At 37.9% G+C, this 17318-nt stretch carries 13 protein-coding genes; 12 read left to right on the top strand and 1 reads right to left on the bottom strand.

Features of this window, described 5'->3' with window-relative positions:
* The first annotated feature begins 3 nt into the window (after positions 1 to 3).
* A complete protein-coding gene (gene galU, locus NST38_RS27275; RefSeq protein ID WP_076254112.1) occupies positions 4 to 882 on the top strand; it encodes a UTP--glucose-1-phosphate uridylyltransferase GalU in 879 nt (292 codons plus the stop codon).
* Between the two features lie 99 nt (positions 883 to 981).
* On the opposite strand, the gene NST38_RS27270 is transcribed toward galU, so the two are convergent.
* Positions 982 to 3447 (bottom strand): O-antigen ligase family protein, encoded by a 2466-nt coding sequence (locus NST38_RS27270; RefSeq protein ID WP_341344206.1) that lies wholly within the window; start codon positions 3445 to 3447, stop codon positions 982 to 984.
* Positions 3448 to 3564: 117 nt separating this feature from the next.
* On the opposite strand from NST38_RS27270, the gene NST38_RS27265 reads away from it, so the two are divergent.
* The 11 genes from NST38_RS27265 (at position 3565) to NST38_RS27215 (ending at position 17303) form a co-directional block, all read left to right on the top strand.
* Positions 3565 to 4326 (top strand): ABC transporter permease, encoded by a 762-nt coding sequence (locus NST38_RS27265; RefSeq protein WP_341344205.1) that lies wholly within the window; start codon positions 3565 to 3567, stop codon positions 4324 to 4326.
* Between the two features lie 12 nt (positions 4327 to 4338).
* The gene (locus NST38_RS27260) at positions 4339 to 5622 is read left to right on the top strand and encodes an ABC transporter ATP-binding protein (protein WP_341344204.1); all 1284 of its coding nucleotides are present in this window, start codon (positions 4339 to 4341) and stop codon (positions 5620 to 5622) included.
* A gap of 15 nt (positions 5623 to 5637) precedes the next feature.
* Positions 5638 to 8952, top strand: coding sequence for a glycosyltransferase (locus NST38_RS27255; protein ID WP_341344203.1), 3315 nt, complete (start codon positions 5638 to 5640; stop codon positions 8950 to 8952).
* 11 nt (positions 8953 to 8963) lie between these two features.
* Positions 8964 to 10322 carry a mannose-1-phosphate guanylyltransferase/mannose-6-phosphate isomerase gene (locus NST38_RS27250; RefSeq protein ID WP_341344202.1) on the top strand — a complete coding sequence of 453 codons (1359 nt, stop codon included), beginning with the start codon at positions 8964 to 8966 and terminating at the stop codon, positions 10320 to 10322.
* Complete coding sequence (locus NST38_RS27245) at positions 10323 to 12551, top strand: hypothetical protein (RefSeq protein WP_341344201.1); 2229 nt, start codon at positions 10323 to 10325, stop codon at positions 12549 to 12551.
* Between the two features lie 32 nt (positions 12552 to 12583).
* The gene (locus NST38_RS27240; RefSeq protein WP_341344200.1) at positions 12584 to 13918 is read left to right on the top strand and encodes a hypothetical protein; all 1335 of its coding nucleotides are present in this window, start codon (positions 12584 to 12586) and stop codon (positions 13916 to 13918) included.
* A gap of 19 nt (positions 13919 to 13937) precedes the next feature.
* Positions 13938 to 14357 carry a sugar 3,4-ketoisomerase gene (locus NST38_RS27235; RefSeq protein ID WP_341344199.1) on the top strand — a complete coding sequence of 140 codons (420 nt, stop codon included), beginning with the start codon at positions 13938 to 13940 and terminating at the stop codon, positions 14355 to 14357.
* Positions 14354 to 14584, top strand: a complete 231-nt coding sequence (locus tag NST38_RS27230; protein ID WP_341344198.1) for a hypothetical protein — start codon at positions 14354 to 14356, stop codon at positions 14582 to 14584. Before NST38_RS27235 ends, NST38_RS27230 begins: the two co-directional genes overlap by 4 nt.
* A 350-nt stretch (positions 14585 to 14934) precedes the next feature.
* Entirely contained in the window at positions 14935 to 16032 is a 1098-nt protein-coding gene (locus NST38_RS27225) for a DegT/DnrJ/EryC1/StrS family aminotransferase (RefSeq protein ID WP_341344197.1), read from the top strand.
* The gene (locus NST38_RS27220) at positions 16013 to 16948 is read left to right on the top strand and encodes a glycosyltransferase family 2 protein (RefSeq protein WP_307415951.1); all 936 of its coding nucleotides are present in this window, start codon (positions 16013 to 16015) and stop codon (positions 16946 to 16948) included. Before NST38_RS27225 ends, NST38_RS27220 begins: the two co-directional genes overlap by 20 nt.
* The gene (locus NST38_RS27215; RefSeq protein WP_341344196.1) at positions 16899 to 17303 is read left to right on the top strand and encodes a GtrA family protein; all 405 of its coding nucleotides are present in this window, start codon (positions 16899 to 16901) and stop codon (positions 17301 to 17303) included. The genes NST38_RS27220 and NST38_RS27215 overlap by 50 nt, the downstream gene beginning before the upstream one ends.
* Positions 17304 to 17318: the final 15 nt, after the last annotated feature.

Raw genomic sequence — 17318 nt, 5'->3', positions numbered from 1 at the left:
CGTGTGCGTATTCGCAAAGCGATTATTCCAGCCGCAGGGCTGGGTACCCGGTTTCTGCCTGCCACCAAGGCGATGCCTAAGGAAATGCTGCCCATCGTGGACAAGCCAACGATTCAGTACATTATTGAAGAAGCCGTAGCTTCAGGCATTGAAGATATCATTATTGTGACAGGTAAAGGGAAACGGGCCATTGAAGATCACTTCGATTATTCTTTTGAGCTGGAGCAGAATCTGGCGGACAAACAGAAGTGGGACTTGCTTAACGAAGTACGCAAACCCTCCGAGATGGCAGATATTCATTATATCCGTCAAAAGGAACCGAAGGGACTTGGTCACGCCATTTGGTGTGCCCGCAAGTTTATCGGCAACGAGCCTTTTGCCGTCCTGTTAGGGGATGATATTGTGGAAGCGGAACATCCCTGCCTGAAGCAGATGATCGATGTCTACGATGAACTGCAATCTCCGATTGTTGGTGTACAGCCTGTTGATTGGAGCGAGGTATCCCGCTATGGGATAGTGGACGGAGAGTTGCTGACCCCTACCGATGATCGTGTCTTTCGGGCCCGCCGCTTAATTGAGAAACCAAAGACCGAAGATTCCCCTTCGAACCTTGCTATTATGGGACGTTATATTCTTACACCGGATATCTTTGAGATACTGGGTCAACAATCTGCTGGTGTCGGGGGAGAAATCCAGCTCACGGATGCCTTGTCCCGATTGAATGAACAGCGACAAATTCTTGCTTATCATTTTGATGGGTTACGTCATGATGTTGGTGAAAAGTTGGGCTTTATTGAGACATCGATTCACTACGCAATGCAACGCCCGGATCTGAGGGAGGATTTGTTGGCGTATTTAAAGAAGATAGTGGCGTCGAACTAACACATCCCTAATGAATTAGATCACAAAAAAGGTTTGCCCTTTGATGAAGGCAAACCTTTTTTGTGTGGAATTATAGAGGACCACTAGTGCATTTTGTTATTAGAAATTCAGTTCTGCTATCTGTTTAATCTCGTCTGCTTCGTTAGGTGCGACAGCGATAAGCTTATCATATATAGCTTGATCTTGTTGCCCATCCTTCGTTAGAGCGGCAAGGTACCAACGAGCAATTTCACGGTTGGTAGCATCGGTCAGATCCTCTGCAATCCCACCCTTAAGGATAGTAGCTGCTCCAGCAGAATCGTTTAACATGTATTTTATTTTCCCCGCGTTCAGAATCATTGTTGGAGTCAGCTCGAACGGCTGTCCTTGAAGTTGTCCTTCAGGGAGGGTCTGTAGATGTTCTACTCCATCAACAACATGCTGATAGGCTTCCAGACCTGAAGTGAAATAAGATTCCTTCTTAGCTGCATCGCCTTGTCCAAGTGCTTGATAACCAAGATCGAATGAACGGCTTATCAGTGTTTCGTACCAAGCCATATCCCAGACATAATTGGCCGCATATTCTTTTTGGAGTGCATACGCTTGGTCAAACTCACCCTTCAATTCGTCTAAACTTATGAGTTGCTTAACCATACCTTTATTAAAGGGCTCTGCTTCAAGACCACGCTGGAGCAACTGTGCTGAGGCTGTATAGAACTGATCATCTTTTGTTTGCTCATAGCCTTGTTGATACAGGGAAGCCAGCATCAGCAAGGAGTCTGAATGTGTGCTTCGAATCGAAAGATCTTTTTCCAGTGGAGCTTTGATCATCTGGAAGTCTTGGCTCGTTTGAGCTACCTCCTTAGCCTCGTAGGCATATTGATTCGCTTGCAGGAAACGAATAGACATAATGAGCAGAACGATTACAGCTACTCCCGAAATCGAACTGTAGATTCCGCGTGCGGTGGAGTCGCTCATCTTCAATCGACGCATCGGCTTGGGGTCCATGGCAGCAGCCATACCGCCGAGTCCAAGGAATACCAAGATTCCAATAAAGACATAACTCATATTGAAATCGAGAAGGCTCAATACCAGAATGGACATCGATAGAATGAAGTACACAAAATGCGATTCGCGTTCTTCCTCACTCCGTTTTAAATAAGCACGCACATATTGATAGAATACAAAGAGAATAAATGCCATAAAAACAACAAAGCCTATGATCCCGACCTCAACCAGATATTGCATGAAGAAGTTGTGAGCCTGGGCGCTAATATAAGGATTGTTCTGGTACTTCTCATACAAGGCGGTCCAAGCGCCACCGCCCGCACCAATGACTGGGTAGTCTGCAAATAACTTTGTAGCATCTTTATAAAACGTAATTCGCTCGAGTACACTGTGTTGTTGGAAATTGATATTTTCAAGTCGTGTACTAATGCTATCAGGTAAAATGTTTCTCACACTCGTACCGAGCAGAAGCACGGAAACAACAACTGTGAGAATAACAGATCCTAGTGGAATCCATAAACTGGAGCCTTTTCGAGCTGACCAGGATTGAATGCCATGCTCTAGTTGTGGTGCGATCCAACGCTGGATAACCCAACTTACTATTGCCACAATGATGGATGCTGCTAACAGATAAATCCAACCCTTGGCTGCGAGTGAGCCGGAAAATTGTAGTTGCAATTCAAGTCCTGCTGTATTTATTGGATTCAATACAACCAGTGTGCCGATTGCGGCTACTCCGCTATAGATAAACCATAGAATTTGTTTAGCGGGTTTTAACAATAATAACAGTATAACGAACACAATCGGAAGCATGACAAGCCCAGTCCGGGAAAGTGTCAACAGTAGCGACAAAATAATAGGTACAAGCATAAAACTATGTAGAAACTGCGTGTACACTTTTTTGGAACGGATCATACTAAAAATGGTGATAAATAAAAATGCCATTAGGAATGCGGCGTATGTATTAGGATACTGAAACACTGATGCAAGTCGTGGTCCGTTTGAATCATTCCAGATCGCTTGGTTGTATACACCGTTAATAACTCCTGCAGAAAACCACCCCACCAGCTTGCCGGCGAAACTGAAGGCTCCTAGCCAGTTTAACAAACCAAAACCCACAATAACATATGCAATTCCTATTAAAGAAGATTGTATGATATGATTGATTTTGTTGTTTTGAAGCAGGTACATCGTCATCACAAAAATTATCGCATAAATGCACTGGATGAGGATCATATTGATTGCCAAATATTCCGATGCAGCACTGATGAGGGATAGTACATAGGTAAGTGGAATCAATAGCACGGCCACTTTGAGCCAATCTTGCTGTGTTTCTAACTTGATTTGTTTGAAGTAAATGGCTACCCAGATGATAAATAGGAGGGTAGTGATTGCAACCGCCCAATAAATAGGAGCTTCAAATTGCAGCAATTGCCCATTGAATAGCGCAACTTGAAAAGCGGACCAGAGTAAAAATATGATCAGTCCTATGGTCAGGGTCCATAGTAGAGGCGAAGTTGAGCTAGTACTTACTTTGCTCGACGTCTTCCTTTGTTTCCCGTATACTGGATTCGACAAGGTTTGAGTCTCCTTTTCTTGTAGATACGACAATATTCTAACATAGGATTATTCAGCTATTCCACTTCAAATAAAAAGTGAGTGAGGACTTAACATATGTATTCGGAGTTTGTAAAGATGAGAAGGCTAATTTTTGATTTGGCCAAAAGTGACTTCAAAAAAAGGTACCTGGGATCTTATTTCGGTGCTGTATGGGCGTTTATCCAGCCTCTGGTGACTATCCTATTGTTTTGGTTTGTGTTTCAAGTTGGGTTTAGATCAACTCCAGTAGATGATGCACCTTTTATCCTGTGGTTGATATGTGCCATGATTCCTTGGAATTTCTTTTCAGATGCATTTCAAACGGCAACTACGTCCGTGACCGACAACAATTTTCTCGTTAAGAAAGTTGTATTTAAATTAGAGATACTGCCGATTATTCGTATTTGTTCTTCATTGTTTGTCCATTTGTTTTTTTTAGTTTTCCTTATACTCATGTTTACAATATATAAATATGAATTCACGCTATACTATCTCCAAATATTCTATTATCTGATTGCTACAGTATTGCTTGTTGTAGGTCTATCTTGGATAACAAGCTCAGTGCTTCTTTTTTTTAAGGATACCGCACAGATTGTGGCCTTGATCGTTCAATTTGGGTTTTGGTTAACTCCAATTATGTATCCACTAAAAATGATCCCAGAAAAATACATGTTTCTCTTTAAGGCTAACCCTATGTACTATATTACAGACGGTTACCGGAGGGTATTTATTTATCGGCAGTGGTTCTGGCAAGACATGAAACTTACAATTTATTTTTGGTCGTTTACTCTTGTTACACTTGTAGTGGGGTACTTCTTATATCGCAAACTGAAACCGCATTTTGCTGATGTTCTCTAAGGGTGGAATATAATGAACAATTATGTGATTGAGGCTAAAGGCCTAACTAAACAATATAAACTGTATAATAAGCCGGTAGATCGATTGAAAGAAGCTTTACATTTTTCAAACAAAATATATCATAAAAAATTCACTGCGCTAGATCATCTTGATTTTCAGGTAAATAGAGGGGAATGTCTCGGCATTATTGGTAAAAACGGATCTGGCAAATCTACGTTACTTAAAATGATTACGGGCGTACTCACCCCAACATCCGGTTCACTTCATGTAGAAGGTAGTATTTCTGCGTTATTAGAGCTGGGAGCAGGCTTTAATCCTGATCTTACAGGACTGGAGAATATATATCTAAATGGAACGATAATGGGCTTTTCCAGGGACGAAATGCAGTTGAAGCTTGACGAGATTTTGGAATTTGCGGACATTGGTGAATTTATATACCAACCAGTTAAAACATATTCCAGTGGTATGTTTGTAAGACTTGCTTTCGCAGTAGCCATAAACGTTGACCCTGATATATTGATCGTAGACGAAGCACTCAGTGTTGGTGATCTACGGTTCCAGCAGAAATGTTACAGAAAAATTGATGAGCTGAAGCAAACGAAAACCATTTTGTTTGTAACTCACGATATGTCAGTAATTAACAAGTATTGTGATCGAGTTGTATGGATCAATGAGGGGAAACTTGTGGAGGAAGGTTCGCCAAGAGACATCTCAAAAAAATACCAAGCGTTTATGATTGGCGCTAATTACAAAAAGCTAGATCTTAGTGAGTTGTCTGATTCCGGGGAAGAGTTCACTGGTTCTTCGAAGGCACACTTGGTAGATTCATTACAAGGTAATCTAGATATGATGGGTGATGAAAAAGCAGTTATCACTGGAATATCAATGTTTGAAGCCAACGGGCAAGATAAGGTCACGCTTGTAGAAGCGGAGCAAGAAGTAGAAGTCCTGATCAGACTGGATATTTATGAAATTATTGATTATCCCATTGTTGGTTTTTCAATGAAGGATCGGCTTGGAAATATTATTGTTCAAACAAACAATTATATCCTTGGAGACGAACTCGAGTCACTTCAGCCTGGTGAAAGCTACGTTTTTAGCTTTGGTTTCCGATTCCCAAGCCTTAATCATGGTTCTTATACAATATCGCCAGCGATTGCTTCCGGGACGCAACAAGAACATAAGCAACATAGCTGGGTCCACGATGCTTTGGTCGTTGAAGTGTTACCTCTCGGCTATGAATCTGTTAGTGGTATTCTGTGTTTGAAAGATGTTTCTTTTTCAGCAATCGTATAGAAAGTGGGGATAAACTTGGATTTTACGGGGGAGCGATTTATACCTAATGAATCAGATGAGGAGTTAGAGATTGAGCATACTCAAAGGTACAATATGCTAAATCAATTAGTCGAAAATAAATCAGTTCTGGATGCCGCATGTGGCGAAGGTTATGGTTCATTTTTATTATCAAATTCCGCGGCTAAGGTTATCGGTATAGACATTGATTCAGAGACAATTAATCATGCGAAGAATAGATATGTGAAGGATAATTTGGATTACTTTGTAACGAGTATAGATCATATGCCCTTTCCTGATCACTCATTTGACATCATTGTTTCATTCGAAACATTGGAACACGTAGATGAACAAATGCAGTTAGCATTTTTGAAAGAGGTTCAAAGGTTGTTGAAGGAAAATGGAACCTTCATTATCTCTACCCCAAACAAGAAATACTATTCTGATGAAAGAGGATACAGTAACAATTTTCATGTGAAAGAATTATATAAAGAAGAATTTTCTGAACTACTAAAAGAATATTTTATTTATGTAAATATGGTCTCTCAGCGTTTCGAAGTGGTATCACTAATCGATAACCCTTCAACTGCAAGAGGGACTGAATTTTTTATGCAAGAACAGGAGAAAAAAGAGGGATTTTATGAGAAGTATATGATTGCATTTTGCTCAAATGATTCTCAGAATGCCCAACCTGCATACTCCATTAATGTACAGTTAGGGCAATATCAAAATCTTATTGAACGAGTTATGACTCTTCAGGATGAAGTTGAAGAACGGAATAATCATATTTCTCTTCAAGACAAAGAAGTTGAATTTTTAAGAGAACAGTATAAGCAACTCGAATCAATCCGGATCAGGCTCGCGCAAATGAAGAATGTGAAAGAAGATTTAAATGATCAGTTAGAACATTCTAATAAAGAATATGAGGCAATTCAAAAGAAACTTGATGAACTTTACGGCACAAAGCTGGAGGCCGAGAACGAACTTCAAAAAGTGAAAAAAGAGAACGAATATTTCTCACAGCAGCTGAATGAACACTTAGTTCGGATCGAGAACCAGAAAGGGCATATCGATCTATTGCTTCAAGAAGAGAGGACACTCCAAAATATTTACAAGTCCAGCGGTTGGAAAGTTCTGAGCAGTTATTATAGGTTGCGTGATAGTCTGGTTCCTATGAACAGCAAGCGTCGTATGTTGTTAAAACTCACCAAAATGACTATAAAAAGACCTCAAATCATGTTATCCGCCTTGAACAAAGCCAATTTTCGGAAACTTAAATATTATTTAAAAGCGGAAGACACGGGTCGACTTAACGGCAGGATTAATAACTACATTGAGAAACATAATGAAACGCCACTTCCAACTCTTCAAGTTGCAGTGCCTGACATTGTGAATTTTGAACAGTTGAGCTTCCCAATTGAAGAGAATCCAAGAGTGTCCATTATTATTCCTGTGTATAATCAATGGAAATATACGTATCTTTGTTTGGCGTCCATTCTTGAAAACACCACTGATGTAACCTACGAAATAATCATTGCCGATGACATGTCCGATGATGATACCGTAAAGATAAATGAATATGTTTCTAACATTAGAGTAGTAAGAGATGGAGTTAACCGTGGGTTCCTACTTAACTGCAATAATGCAGCGGCGTGTGCTAAAGGAGAATATCTATTTTTCCTGAACAACGATACGAATGTACAGCCTAAATGGTTAAGTTCACTAGTGGAACTGATGGACTCAGATTCCCGAATTGGTATGGCAGGATCCAAGTTGATTTATCCGGATGGTAGACAACAGGAAGCAGGCGGCATTATTTGGAATGATGCGAGTGGTTGGAATTTCGGAAGATTGGACGATCCAAACAAGCCAGAATACAACTATGTGAAGCAAGTTGACTACATTTCAGGGGCGGCAATTTTAGTTAGACACAATATATGGAAGGATTTGGGCGGATTTGACGAACGCTATGTGCCCGCTTATTTTGAAGATACAGATCTGGCGTTTTCCATTAGGGATTTAGGATATAAAGTTATATTCCAACCCAAATCTGTCATTGTCCATTTCGAAGGAATATCTCATGGGACAGATACAAACAGTGGGATTAAAAGCTATCAGGTCAAAAATAAAGAGAAGTTTTTGCATAAATGGGATTCGGTGCTGAAGCAAGAACATTTTCCAAATGCAGAACATATTTTTTGGGCAAGAGACAGATCTGGAGGTAGAAAAACCATTGTAGTCGTGGACCACTATGTGCCGCATTATGACAAAGATGCAGGTAGTAGAGCGACGTATTTCTATTTACAGTTATTTGTTTCGATGGGTTTCCATGTGATTTTCATAGGAGATAATTTCTTTAAACATGAGCCTTACACTTCGAACTTACAAGAACTTGGAATAGAAGTCTTATATGGAGACTATTATGCGAAAAATATAAACAAATGGATTAAAAATAATGGAGCCTATATTGATTATGTTTATCTTAATCGTCCACATATTTCTATAAAATACATGGAAACGTTTAAGAAATTCACTTCAGCGAAAATCATCTATTTCGGCCACGATCTTCATTTTCTTAGAGAAATGAGAAATTATGAATTAACGGGAAATATAAATCTTATAAAATCCTCAGAAGAGTGGAAGAAAACAGAGTTTTCCCTATTTAATGATGCTGATGTTATTCATGTAGTAGGTTCATATGAACAATCACTGCTTCAAAATGAGTTCCCGAATAAACCAGTAAGAAATATTCCGTTATTTCCGTATGAACATTCTTATAATTACGCTAAAAAGATTGAGGGCTTTGATGCTAGAAAAGATTTGCTATTTGTTGGTGGTTTTAACCATGCTCCGAACTATGATGGAATCGTATGGTTTTTGGATGAGATCTTCGATACCATCAAGAGGGACATTCCAAATGTGAAGCTTTATATTGTGGGTTCGAATCCTCCTGATGATTTAAAAGCAAGATCCGCAGAGGATGTAATCGTTACTGGGTTTGTATCCGATGAAGAATTGGAGAGATATTATAATCAGTCCAAGCTTGTCATTGTGCCTCTACGTTACGGAGCGGGCGTCAAAGGAAAAGTAGTCGAAGCGATTTATTATCAAGTGCCTGTTATTACAACATCAATCGGTTCAGAAGGATTGGAAGAGTCTGAGCTAGTAATGACAATAGCCAATGATGCACAGCAGTTTGCTCATTCCGTCATTCAATTGTATCAAGACGAAACGATGTGGAATGCCCATTTCCAAGCATCAGTCCAATATATAGAAAAATATTTCACGCGAGAGGCTGCTAGTAAGATCCTTGCTCTCGATTTTAAAGACTAGGAGATACGAATATGATAAATGTTGTGTTATGCGGAGGGAATGGTACCCGGTTATGGCCGCTATCTCGAACTTTGTATCCTAAACAATTTAATAAAATGATAGGAGACCGCTCTTTATTTCAAATGACCGTGGAGAGAAATGCCTCCCTTTGTGATCAAACATATATTGTATCTAATGAAGAACAGTATTTCCTGGCATTAGATCATCTTAATGAGTTAGAGATGAAAGCAGATAAATTTATCCTGGAGCCAGTCGGCCGGAATACCGCGCCGGCTATAGCTTTGGCTTGTTTTGCTGCAGAGGAAGATGAATTGGTATTGATTACACCATCTGATCATGTAGTTCAAAATCAGCAAGAATATAATCGTTGTCTCGAAATAGCCAAAGGACTGGCTCTTGAAGGACACATGGTAACATTTGGGATTAACCCGAATTATCCTGAAACAGGTTACGGATACATAGAAGCGGATGGTCAGATTGTGGTTTCCTTTAAAGAAAAACCAGATCTATTAACTGCTGAAAGGTATTTGAAATCAGGAAACTTTTATTGGAATAGCGGAATGTTTCTATTCAAAGCAGGGGTATTCCTCAAGGAATTAGAGGCCTCAGCCAATGAGATTTATGATAGAACGCTCTTGGCTTTTAACAATGCAAGATTCCATTACGACACCATTCGTGTACTCAAAGAAGAGATGGAGGCCATACCTTCTAACAGTGTCGATTATGCGGTTATGGAATACAGTACCAACGTAAAAGTCGTCTCGTCCGACATTGGATGGTCCGATCTTGGCAGCTTCGAAGCTTTATATGAACAACTGCCCAAAGATGAGGCAGGTAATTCTCTGGCTGATCATTATATTAGTGTTAATTCTTCGCGTAATCTTATCCTGTCAAATGACAGGACGATTGCAACCATCGATGTGGAAGATCTCATGATTGTAGATACGCCTGATGCATTAATGATATCCAGACATGGCTCTTCTCAAAAAGTAAAAGAAATTGTTAATGAATTGAAACGAAGAAAATCTAATCTTTGTGATAACCATGTTACTGCTTACAGACCGTGGGGAAACCATACGGAATTAGATATTTCAACGAATTATAAGATAAAAAAAGTGGTAGTGAAGCCAGGGGAAAAGCTTAGTGTGCAAAAACATTTCCACCGTAATGAACATTGGATCGTTGTAAGCGGGACGGCTTTAATTACAGTGAATGGAGAACAGTCCCTACTTCGTAGAAATGAATCAACCTTCATTCATATGGGCGATGAGCATACGGTCGAGAACCCAGGGAAGATAGATTTACATTTAATTGAGGTTCAAGTAGGGGAGTATATTGGAGAAGATGATGTAATCAGGAGGGACAATTAATTGGAACGAATATATAAAATCTTTATGAATAAAAAAATAAGAGTCCCACTGGAATATGTAAGCTGTCTAATATTCACGTTAGTTGTAATGTACTATGTGTTACGAATTAATGGTTTTGATATGAACTTACCCTATATTTATAGTGGCGATAGCATATCTAGCAGTCTGTTTATTAAAGGAATGATTGAGAACGGGTGGTACAATCTTAATCCATTCGTAGGAGCTCCTTTTGGGCTTGAAATGTATGACTATCCTTTAGGTGGGGATAATTTTCAGTATCTTATAATGAAAATTTTGTCTATTATTAACCCGAATTATGTATGGGTCATGAATATGTATTATTTTTTAACTTTTTTATTGTGTATGTTCACTACCTTTACAGTCTTTAGACAATTTAAAGTGAATTATTTGTTTTCTGTTAGCTTTAGTTTGCTCTATGCATTTTTGCCCTACCACATCATCAGACTGGGTCATTTATTTTTGCTAGGCTATTATGCTGTTCCACTAATCGTAATGGTCATGATATGGGTTGTTAAAGAACCAGATTTTCTTTTGGTTAGAAATGAATCCCAACAGAGAAGGATTCTTAAACATCAATTTAATGTTAATTTTAAGTTTGTGGTAGCTATTCTTATTTGTATTTTAATAGGGTCAACAGGTGCATATTACGCATTTTTTGCCTGCTTTTTTCTACTTGTAGTTGGTCTAGTGCAACTGATAACCGAGAAGAAAATGATTAATTTAATAAAAACTCTGGTGCTAATCCTTTTAGTAGCATCCACTTTATTGTGTAATATATCCCCCACTATAATTTATAAATTAAGTAAATCGGATGAAAGTTCAATAAGTTCAGATAGAAATTTTGAAGCAGCAGAGGTATATGGTCTTAAAATCGCTCAACTATTACTACCTACGACCAACCATAATGTTGACTGGATAAAAGAAAAGAAAAATGAGTACAACTCAAAAGCACCCCTAGTCAATGAAAATGATACAGCTAGTCTGGGCTTTATTGGATCGATAGGGTTTTTATTTCTTTTATTCTTGTTGATCTTTAAAAGAAAAAACAATAACGAACTAGATAATATTAATAACTCACTATCAATTTTGAATATGACTGCTATCTTATTGGGCACAATTGGAGGTTTTGGTGTTCTCTTTGCTGCTTTAGTTTCGCCCCAAATAAGAAGCTATAATCGATTGAGTATATTTATTGCGTTGTTCTCCTTTTTAGCTCTTGCTTTAAATTTGGATGGCTGGGTGAAAAAAAGGAAGAGAAAATTAAGGATTCTCTGGATAGTGTCTTTATCTCTACTTATATCACTAATCGGAATCTACGATCAAACTACGCATCCTTTACCGCCTAAAGAAGTGATTGCCTCTAACTATAACAATGATTCAGAATTTATACAGCGTATCAGTAACACTATGCCGCAAGGATCTATGATATTTCAGTTACCTTATGTTTCTTTTCCAGAAGGTGAGACTCTTCATAACATGGGGAACTATGATTTACTAAAAGGTTATATACATTCTTCAGATTTGAAGTGGAGTTTCGGAGTTATGAAAAATAGCTATGGGGATAGTTGGATGAAAGAATTAGTTAAACAACCTGTGAAAAAGGCAATAGATATTATGGCTTACTCCGGTTATACAGGGATATATATAGATAGAAATGGTTACTCGGCTGAATATGTTGACAAGCTTGAAAAGGAATTGTCAGACAACATAATAGAAGAACCTATTGAAAGTGATAATAAAGAGTTAGTATTCTACGATCTTAGGTCATATTCGAATAAGCTTAAAGCATCTACTGGCGAAGAAATATGGATCGAGAGAAATATAGAAGCGCTTAACAAGATACAATATGGGACCGAAAGGGATATTACAGGCGACGAGGGCTGGGAATTACTCCAAAATAAAGAGGGATATAAAGTCATTCAGACTAATGGTATAGCAGATTTACCCGAAGACCAGCTTTCGATACTTGTCAAAGGACCAAACGATGTCTCATTTACATTTGGAGATGAGTTTTCTTTACCCAATAATTACTCATTCAGACATTGGGAAGATCCCAAGCATTTTGTGATTTCAATTAGTAATGATTTAACAGGCTGGGATAATAATTATTCTCCTACTGGCAAGGATATCTCTCAATTTTTCAAAAAGATCGGCTTTTCTCTTTACTATAGTCAGAAAAACGAAAACCAGATTATCTTAAAAGAATAATTAAGTGAATTTCATCTGCAGGGGGACTTTTTTTGAAGATAATCATTGTCAAGAAAATATATATATTTTTGTTACTTATATCCTGTCTAATATTTTTTCATTATCTGAAGCAAAATTACACAATCAATTATTATGACGAGACAGGTTATATTGCCTTGAGCCAGCAAATTATGGAAAAAGGTGTATTCGGTTTTAATGAGTCCCTTAGAACATATCTATATCCACTATTGATTTCTTTTGTAAGAATTTTTACTGGTGATGCAATGCACTACACAAAAGTGATTGTGAGTATATTGCAATATGTTCTTTATATATACACAGTTTCATATATTGCTCGTCAGGTGTTATTACGTACTAATATTAATGCTATGTATTACACAATAATTTGCTTTGGTTTTCTTAATCCTTATTTAATTCAATCAACGACATTATTTCTCACAGATATTACCGCTTGCTGTCTCATAGCTCTAGCGATATTTATTACTATATTTAATCGATTTGAAAGTATAAAAATCTATATTGGGGTCTTTATGTTAAGTTTTTCAGCGGTAATGATTAGACCATCTACTTTGATTTTGGTTTTTAGTGTTTTTGTGCTACTTTTCCTAAGGAAGTTTCTCTTGAAAGATTTAAGTTTCTTGAAAGGAATTTTAGCTGGGGTTATATCATCAATTATATTTCTTCCACAGTTGTACAATAACGTTGTAAATTATAATGATTGGAATATACTTATACATGATAAATTGTATGATTTTCAAAGCAGATTAGCCGCAACATATTTGAAATACGGTACAGTAGTTATTCCCGATGAAGTTCCACAATTGATATATGCAACACCTTTCAAAATAGATCCTGCTTATAGCATATTTGATCTTGTCATTCATAACATACCTGCCTTTTTACTTGCGTACTTCTCTCATATTTTTGGAGTCTTGGATTGGGGATATATTGATACGTACATCCATGATTTTTATCCAGCGAGTAGGGTTTATGCGCCGATATTGTTATATATTTTCTGGGCAGTGTCATTTTACGGAATGATTGTATTCTTAAAGAACAGAGCGAAGACAGTCGAATATAAGTTTATGGCACTTGGTTTTATCATACCTTTTGTAGTATATGCATTATTTATTGGTACAGCAGTTGTTGAATCACGTTTTGGTTACCCACTGTGGTTTATGGCGCTTCCTTTTGTCGGGTTTGGAATTGTTCGTATTATTGAATTGTATAAGGAAAACAAGTATTCAAAAACTAGAATTACATTGTTCCTTATTTCTATTTTATTTATTATGATTACATCAATCTCCTTATTGTCCTTTAAATTAGAATTATCTACAGGTAGAATTAATTGGTTTGGTTTTTTCTGAATATTGAGGGGGAATGATGATGCGTAACGAGCGCACAAAAAAAATTAGCAAAATTATAGAGGTGCAAGAGCTAGGTGATGAGAGAGGGGCTTTAGCAGTTATAGAAAGCAATATTAATATTCCCTTCGAGACGAAAAGGATTTTCTATATTTATGGAACGGCTGAAGGAGTTCGAAGAGGATTCCATGCCCATCACAAAACTAGACAAGCCTTGGTATGTCTGTCTGGAACGTGCAAGGTTTTTTTGGATAATACCGAACGTAAAACAGACGTTACATTGGACTCACCTACCAAACTCCTTGTTCTTGAGCCTAACGATTGGCATGAAATGTATGATTTTTCGCCCGATTGTGTACTTTTGGTTCTTGCTTCACATTTATACGACCCTGAAGATTACATCCGCGATTATACTCAATTTATGGAGGTGTATGGTGGGTGAATAGTTATTTCGTGCATCCTCAAGCCATTGTCGAAACAACGGATATCGGGGACGACTCTCGTATATGGGCATTTGCCCATGTATTGCCCAATGCGAAGATAGGCTCAAACTGTAATATCAACGATCACACTTTCATTGAGAATGACGTAACTATTGGAAATAATGTCACTGTAAAGTCAGGAGTTTATATATGGGACGGGATTAGAATTAAAGATAATGTTTTATAGGGCCTAATGTCACCTTTACTAACGATCTTAGACCGCGATCTAAACAGTACCCGTCTGAATTTCTGAAAACCACTCTCGAAGAATGGGCATCTATAGGAGCAAACTCAACTATAATAGCCGGGAACACTATTGGTAAATATGCTATGGTTGGTGCTGGTTCTGTTGTTACCAAGGATATCCCTAACAATACCCTATGGTATGGGAATCCAGCGGTGTTTAAGAGCTATATCTGTAACTGTGGAGAGAAATTAAACAAATTGTTGGAATGTCCAGAATGCCATAAAAAATATTCTCTTGAACGTGGCTTCATTGTAGAAAATTAATACTTCATGGAAATTAGGTGAGCTAGATTGATTCCATTTTTGGATCTCAAGAAAATAAATTTACGCCATGAGAAGGCCTTGTTGGACGGAGTACATAAAGTTCTTCATTCAGGTTGGTACATCTTAGGTAGTAACGTAAAAGCTTTCGAAAATGAATTTGCTGAATATTGTGGTACTCAATATTGCGTAGGTGTTGCTAATGGGTTGGATGCGCTTGAACTTATTATTTATGGCTACGATATCGGCCCAGGTGATGAAGTGATCGTGCCCTCCAATACTTATATCGCTTCGATATTATCAATTTCTGCTAATGGTGCTATTCCTGTATTAGTGGAGCCTGATTTGCTAACTTTTAATCTGGATCCTGCCAAAATTGAAGCACATATCACTCCCAAAACAAAAGCAATATTAGTCGTACATTTATATGGACAATCCTGTGATATGAACCCTATTAATGAGATTGCCAATCGACATAATTTAAGAGTAATAGAAGACTGTGCCCAAGCCCATGGTGCATTGTATGACGGCAAACGTGTGGGGAATTTGGGAGATGCGGCTGCATTCAGTTTTTATCCAGGAAAAAATCTGGGTGCCTTAGGAGACGGTGGGGCTATCACTACAAATGATGAAGGTTTGTACAATCGATTAATGGCTCTTCGTAATTATGGCTCTCATAAGAAATACGAGAATTTATACAAGGGGTACAATAGCAGATTAGACGAACTTCAGGCACCGATTTTAAGTGAAAAACTAAAGTGGCTTGAACAGGACAATGAGAGAAGAAGAGAGATTGCTGCGTATTACTCTGACCATATTATTAATTCTGAAGTGATCTTGCCTACTGTACAGCATGCTACAGAATCTCATGTGTGGCATTTATTTGTTGTTAGGGTGAAAGAACGGAATCATTTCATGGAGCACATGAACAGAAATGGCGTACAGGCGATGATTCATTATCCGATTCCACCCCATAAGCAAGAAGCTTACAAAGAGTGGAGTGATCTTGTATATCCTGTTTCCGAGCAAATTCATGCTGAAGTGGTTAGCCTGCCCATAAGTCCAGTCATGGATATGGAAGAGGTTGTGAGAGTTGTGGAGGTCGTAAATGAGTACAGAACGAATTAAATTCTCTATTGTGGTGCCCATCTACTACAACGAATTAAATATACCGCATACCGTTCCACGGTTGCAGAAACTGCAAAGTCTTATGCCAGAGTGTGAATTTGAGTTCGTGTTTGTTGACGATGGGTCCAAAGATAAATCTTTAGATTTACTTCTTGAAGCTAAGGATCGAGATTCACGAATCAAGGTAGTCAAACTTAGCCGGAACTTTGGCTCCATGGCTGCAATTCAAGCCGGATTGGAGTATGCAACTGGTGATTGTGTTGGGATCATTGCTGCTGACTTACAGGATCCACCTGAAATGTTCAGGGAGATGCTGGACCATTGGAAATTAGGTAAAAAGATTGTACTCGGAACCAGAGCGGACCGTGAAGAATCCTTCTCCCAGAAGTTGTTCTCTAATACCTACTATTTCTTGTTAGAGAAGCTTGCACTGAAGGGGTATCCCAAAGGTGGATTCGATTTTTTACTAATAGACCAGCAAGTGGTTCAGGAAATACTTCAAATTCGGGAAAAAAACACTAATATTATGAGTTTGATTTTTTGGCTTGGACATGACCAAGTTCAAATTCCTTATGTCAGACAAGAACGTAAACTTGGGAAGTCAAGATGGACACTTTCAAAAAAAATCAAGTTATTTGTCGATTCATTTGTTAGTTTTTCTTATGCACCAATCCGTTTTATGTCTTTAATTGGATTTTTCACTGCTGTACTTAGTATTATATATGGGATTTTTGTAGTGGTAAGTACCGTATTTGGAATTATTGAGTTGCAGGGATGGACTACGATCATTGCACTAATCACATTTTTGTTAGGTGTTATTATGGTTATGTTAGGAACAATTGGGGAATATCTTTGGAGGATATTAGATGAAAGCAGGGAACGGCCTTCTTATGTTATTGACCAAACATTTGAATAAGGAATTCTTGAAATTTTTGATCAGTGGAGGAATAAATACGCTGGCTACATATCTGATGTATTTATTTTTGCTGCTGTTCTACAATTATTCCCTATCTTACTCCGTATCTTATATTGCAGGTATTTTTCTATCCTATTATCTAAATTCGGTATTTGTTTTTAAAGAGAAAATATCATTTCGGAAATTCCTTAAATTCCCAATTGTTTATTTGGTACAATATATAGTTAACATGCTAATGCTCTATGTTTTAGTTGAGTACGCTCAATTTAATGTTCAAATCGTGCCATTGGTTGCCATGATAATCACAGTTCCGATCACTTTTATTTTGTCTAAAATGATTATAAAAAGCAAATAAATGGAGGCTATACTC

This window comes from Paenibacillus sp. FSL H8-0104, assembly GCF_038050215.1.
Taxonomy (GTDB): Bacteria; Bacillota; Bacilli; order Paenibacillales; family Paenibacillaceae; genus Paenibacillus; species Paenibacillus amylolyticus.
This window is presented reverse-complemented; position numbering and strand designations above follow the sequence as displayed.

What these genes read in the sequence shown, in the direction of transcription:
- NST38_RS27250 (WP_341344202.1), top strand. Translation starts at nt 8,964, where the DNA reads ATGATAAATGTTGTGTTATGCGGAGGGAATGGTACCCGGTTATGGCCG.
- NST38_RS27215 (WP_341344196.1), top strand. Translation starts at nt 16,899, where the DNA reads ATGAAAGCAGGGAACGGCCTTCTTATGTTATTGACCAAACATTTGAAT.
- NST38_RS27220 (WP_307415951.1), top strand. Translation starts at nt 16,013, where the DNA reads ATGAGTACAGAACGAATTAAATTCTCTATTGTGGTGCCCATCTACTAC.
- NST38_RS27235 (WP_341344199.1), top strand. Translation starts at nt 13,938, where the DNA reads ATGCGTAACGAGCGCACAAAAAAAATTAGCAAAATTATAGAGGTGCAA.
- NST38_RS27265 (WP_341344205.1), top strand. Translation starts at nt 3,565, where the DNA reads ATGAGAAGGCTAATTTTTGATTTGGCCAAAAGTGACTTCAAAAAAAGG.
- NST38_RS27260 (WP_341344204.1), top strand. Translation starts at nt 4,339, where the DNA reads ATGAACAATTATGTGATTGAGGCTAAAGGCCTAACTAAACAATATAAA.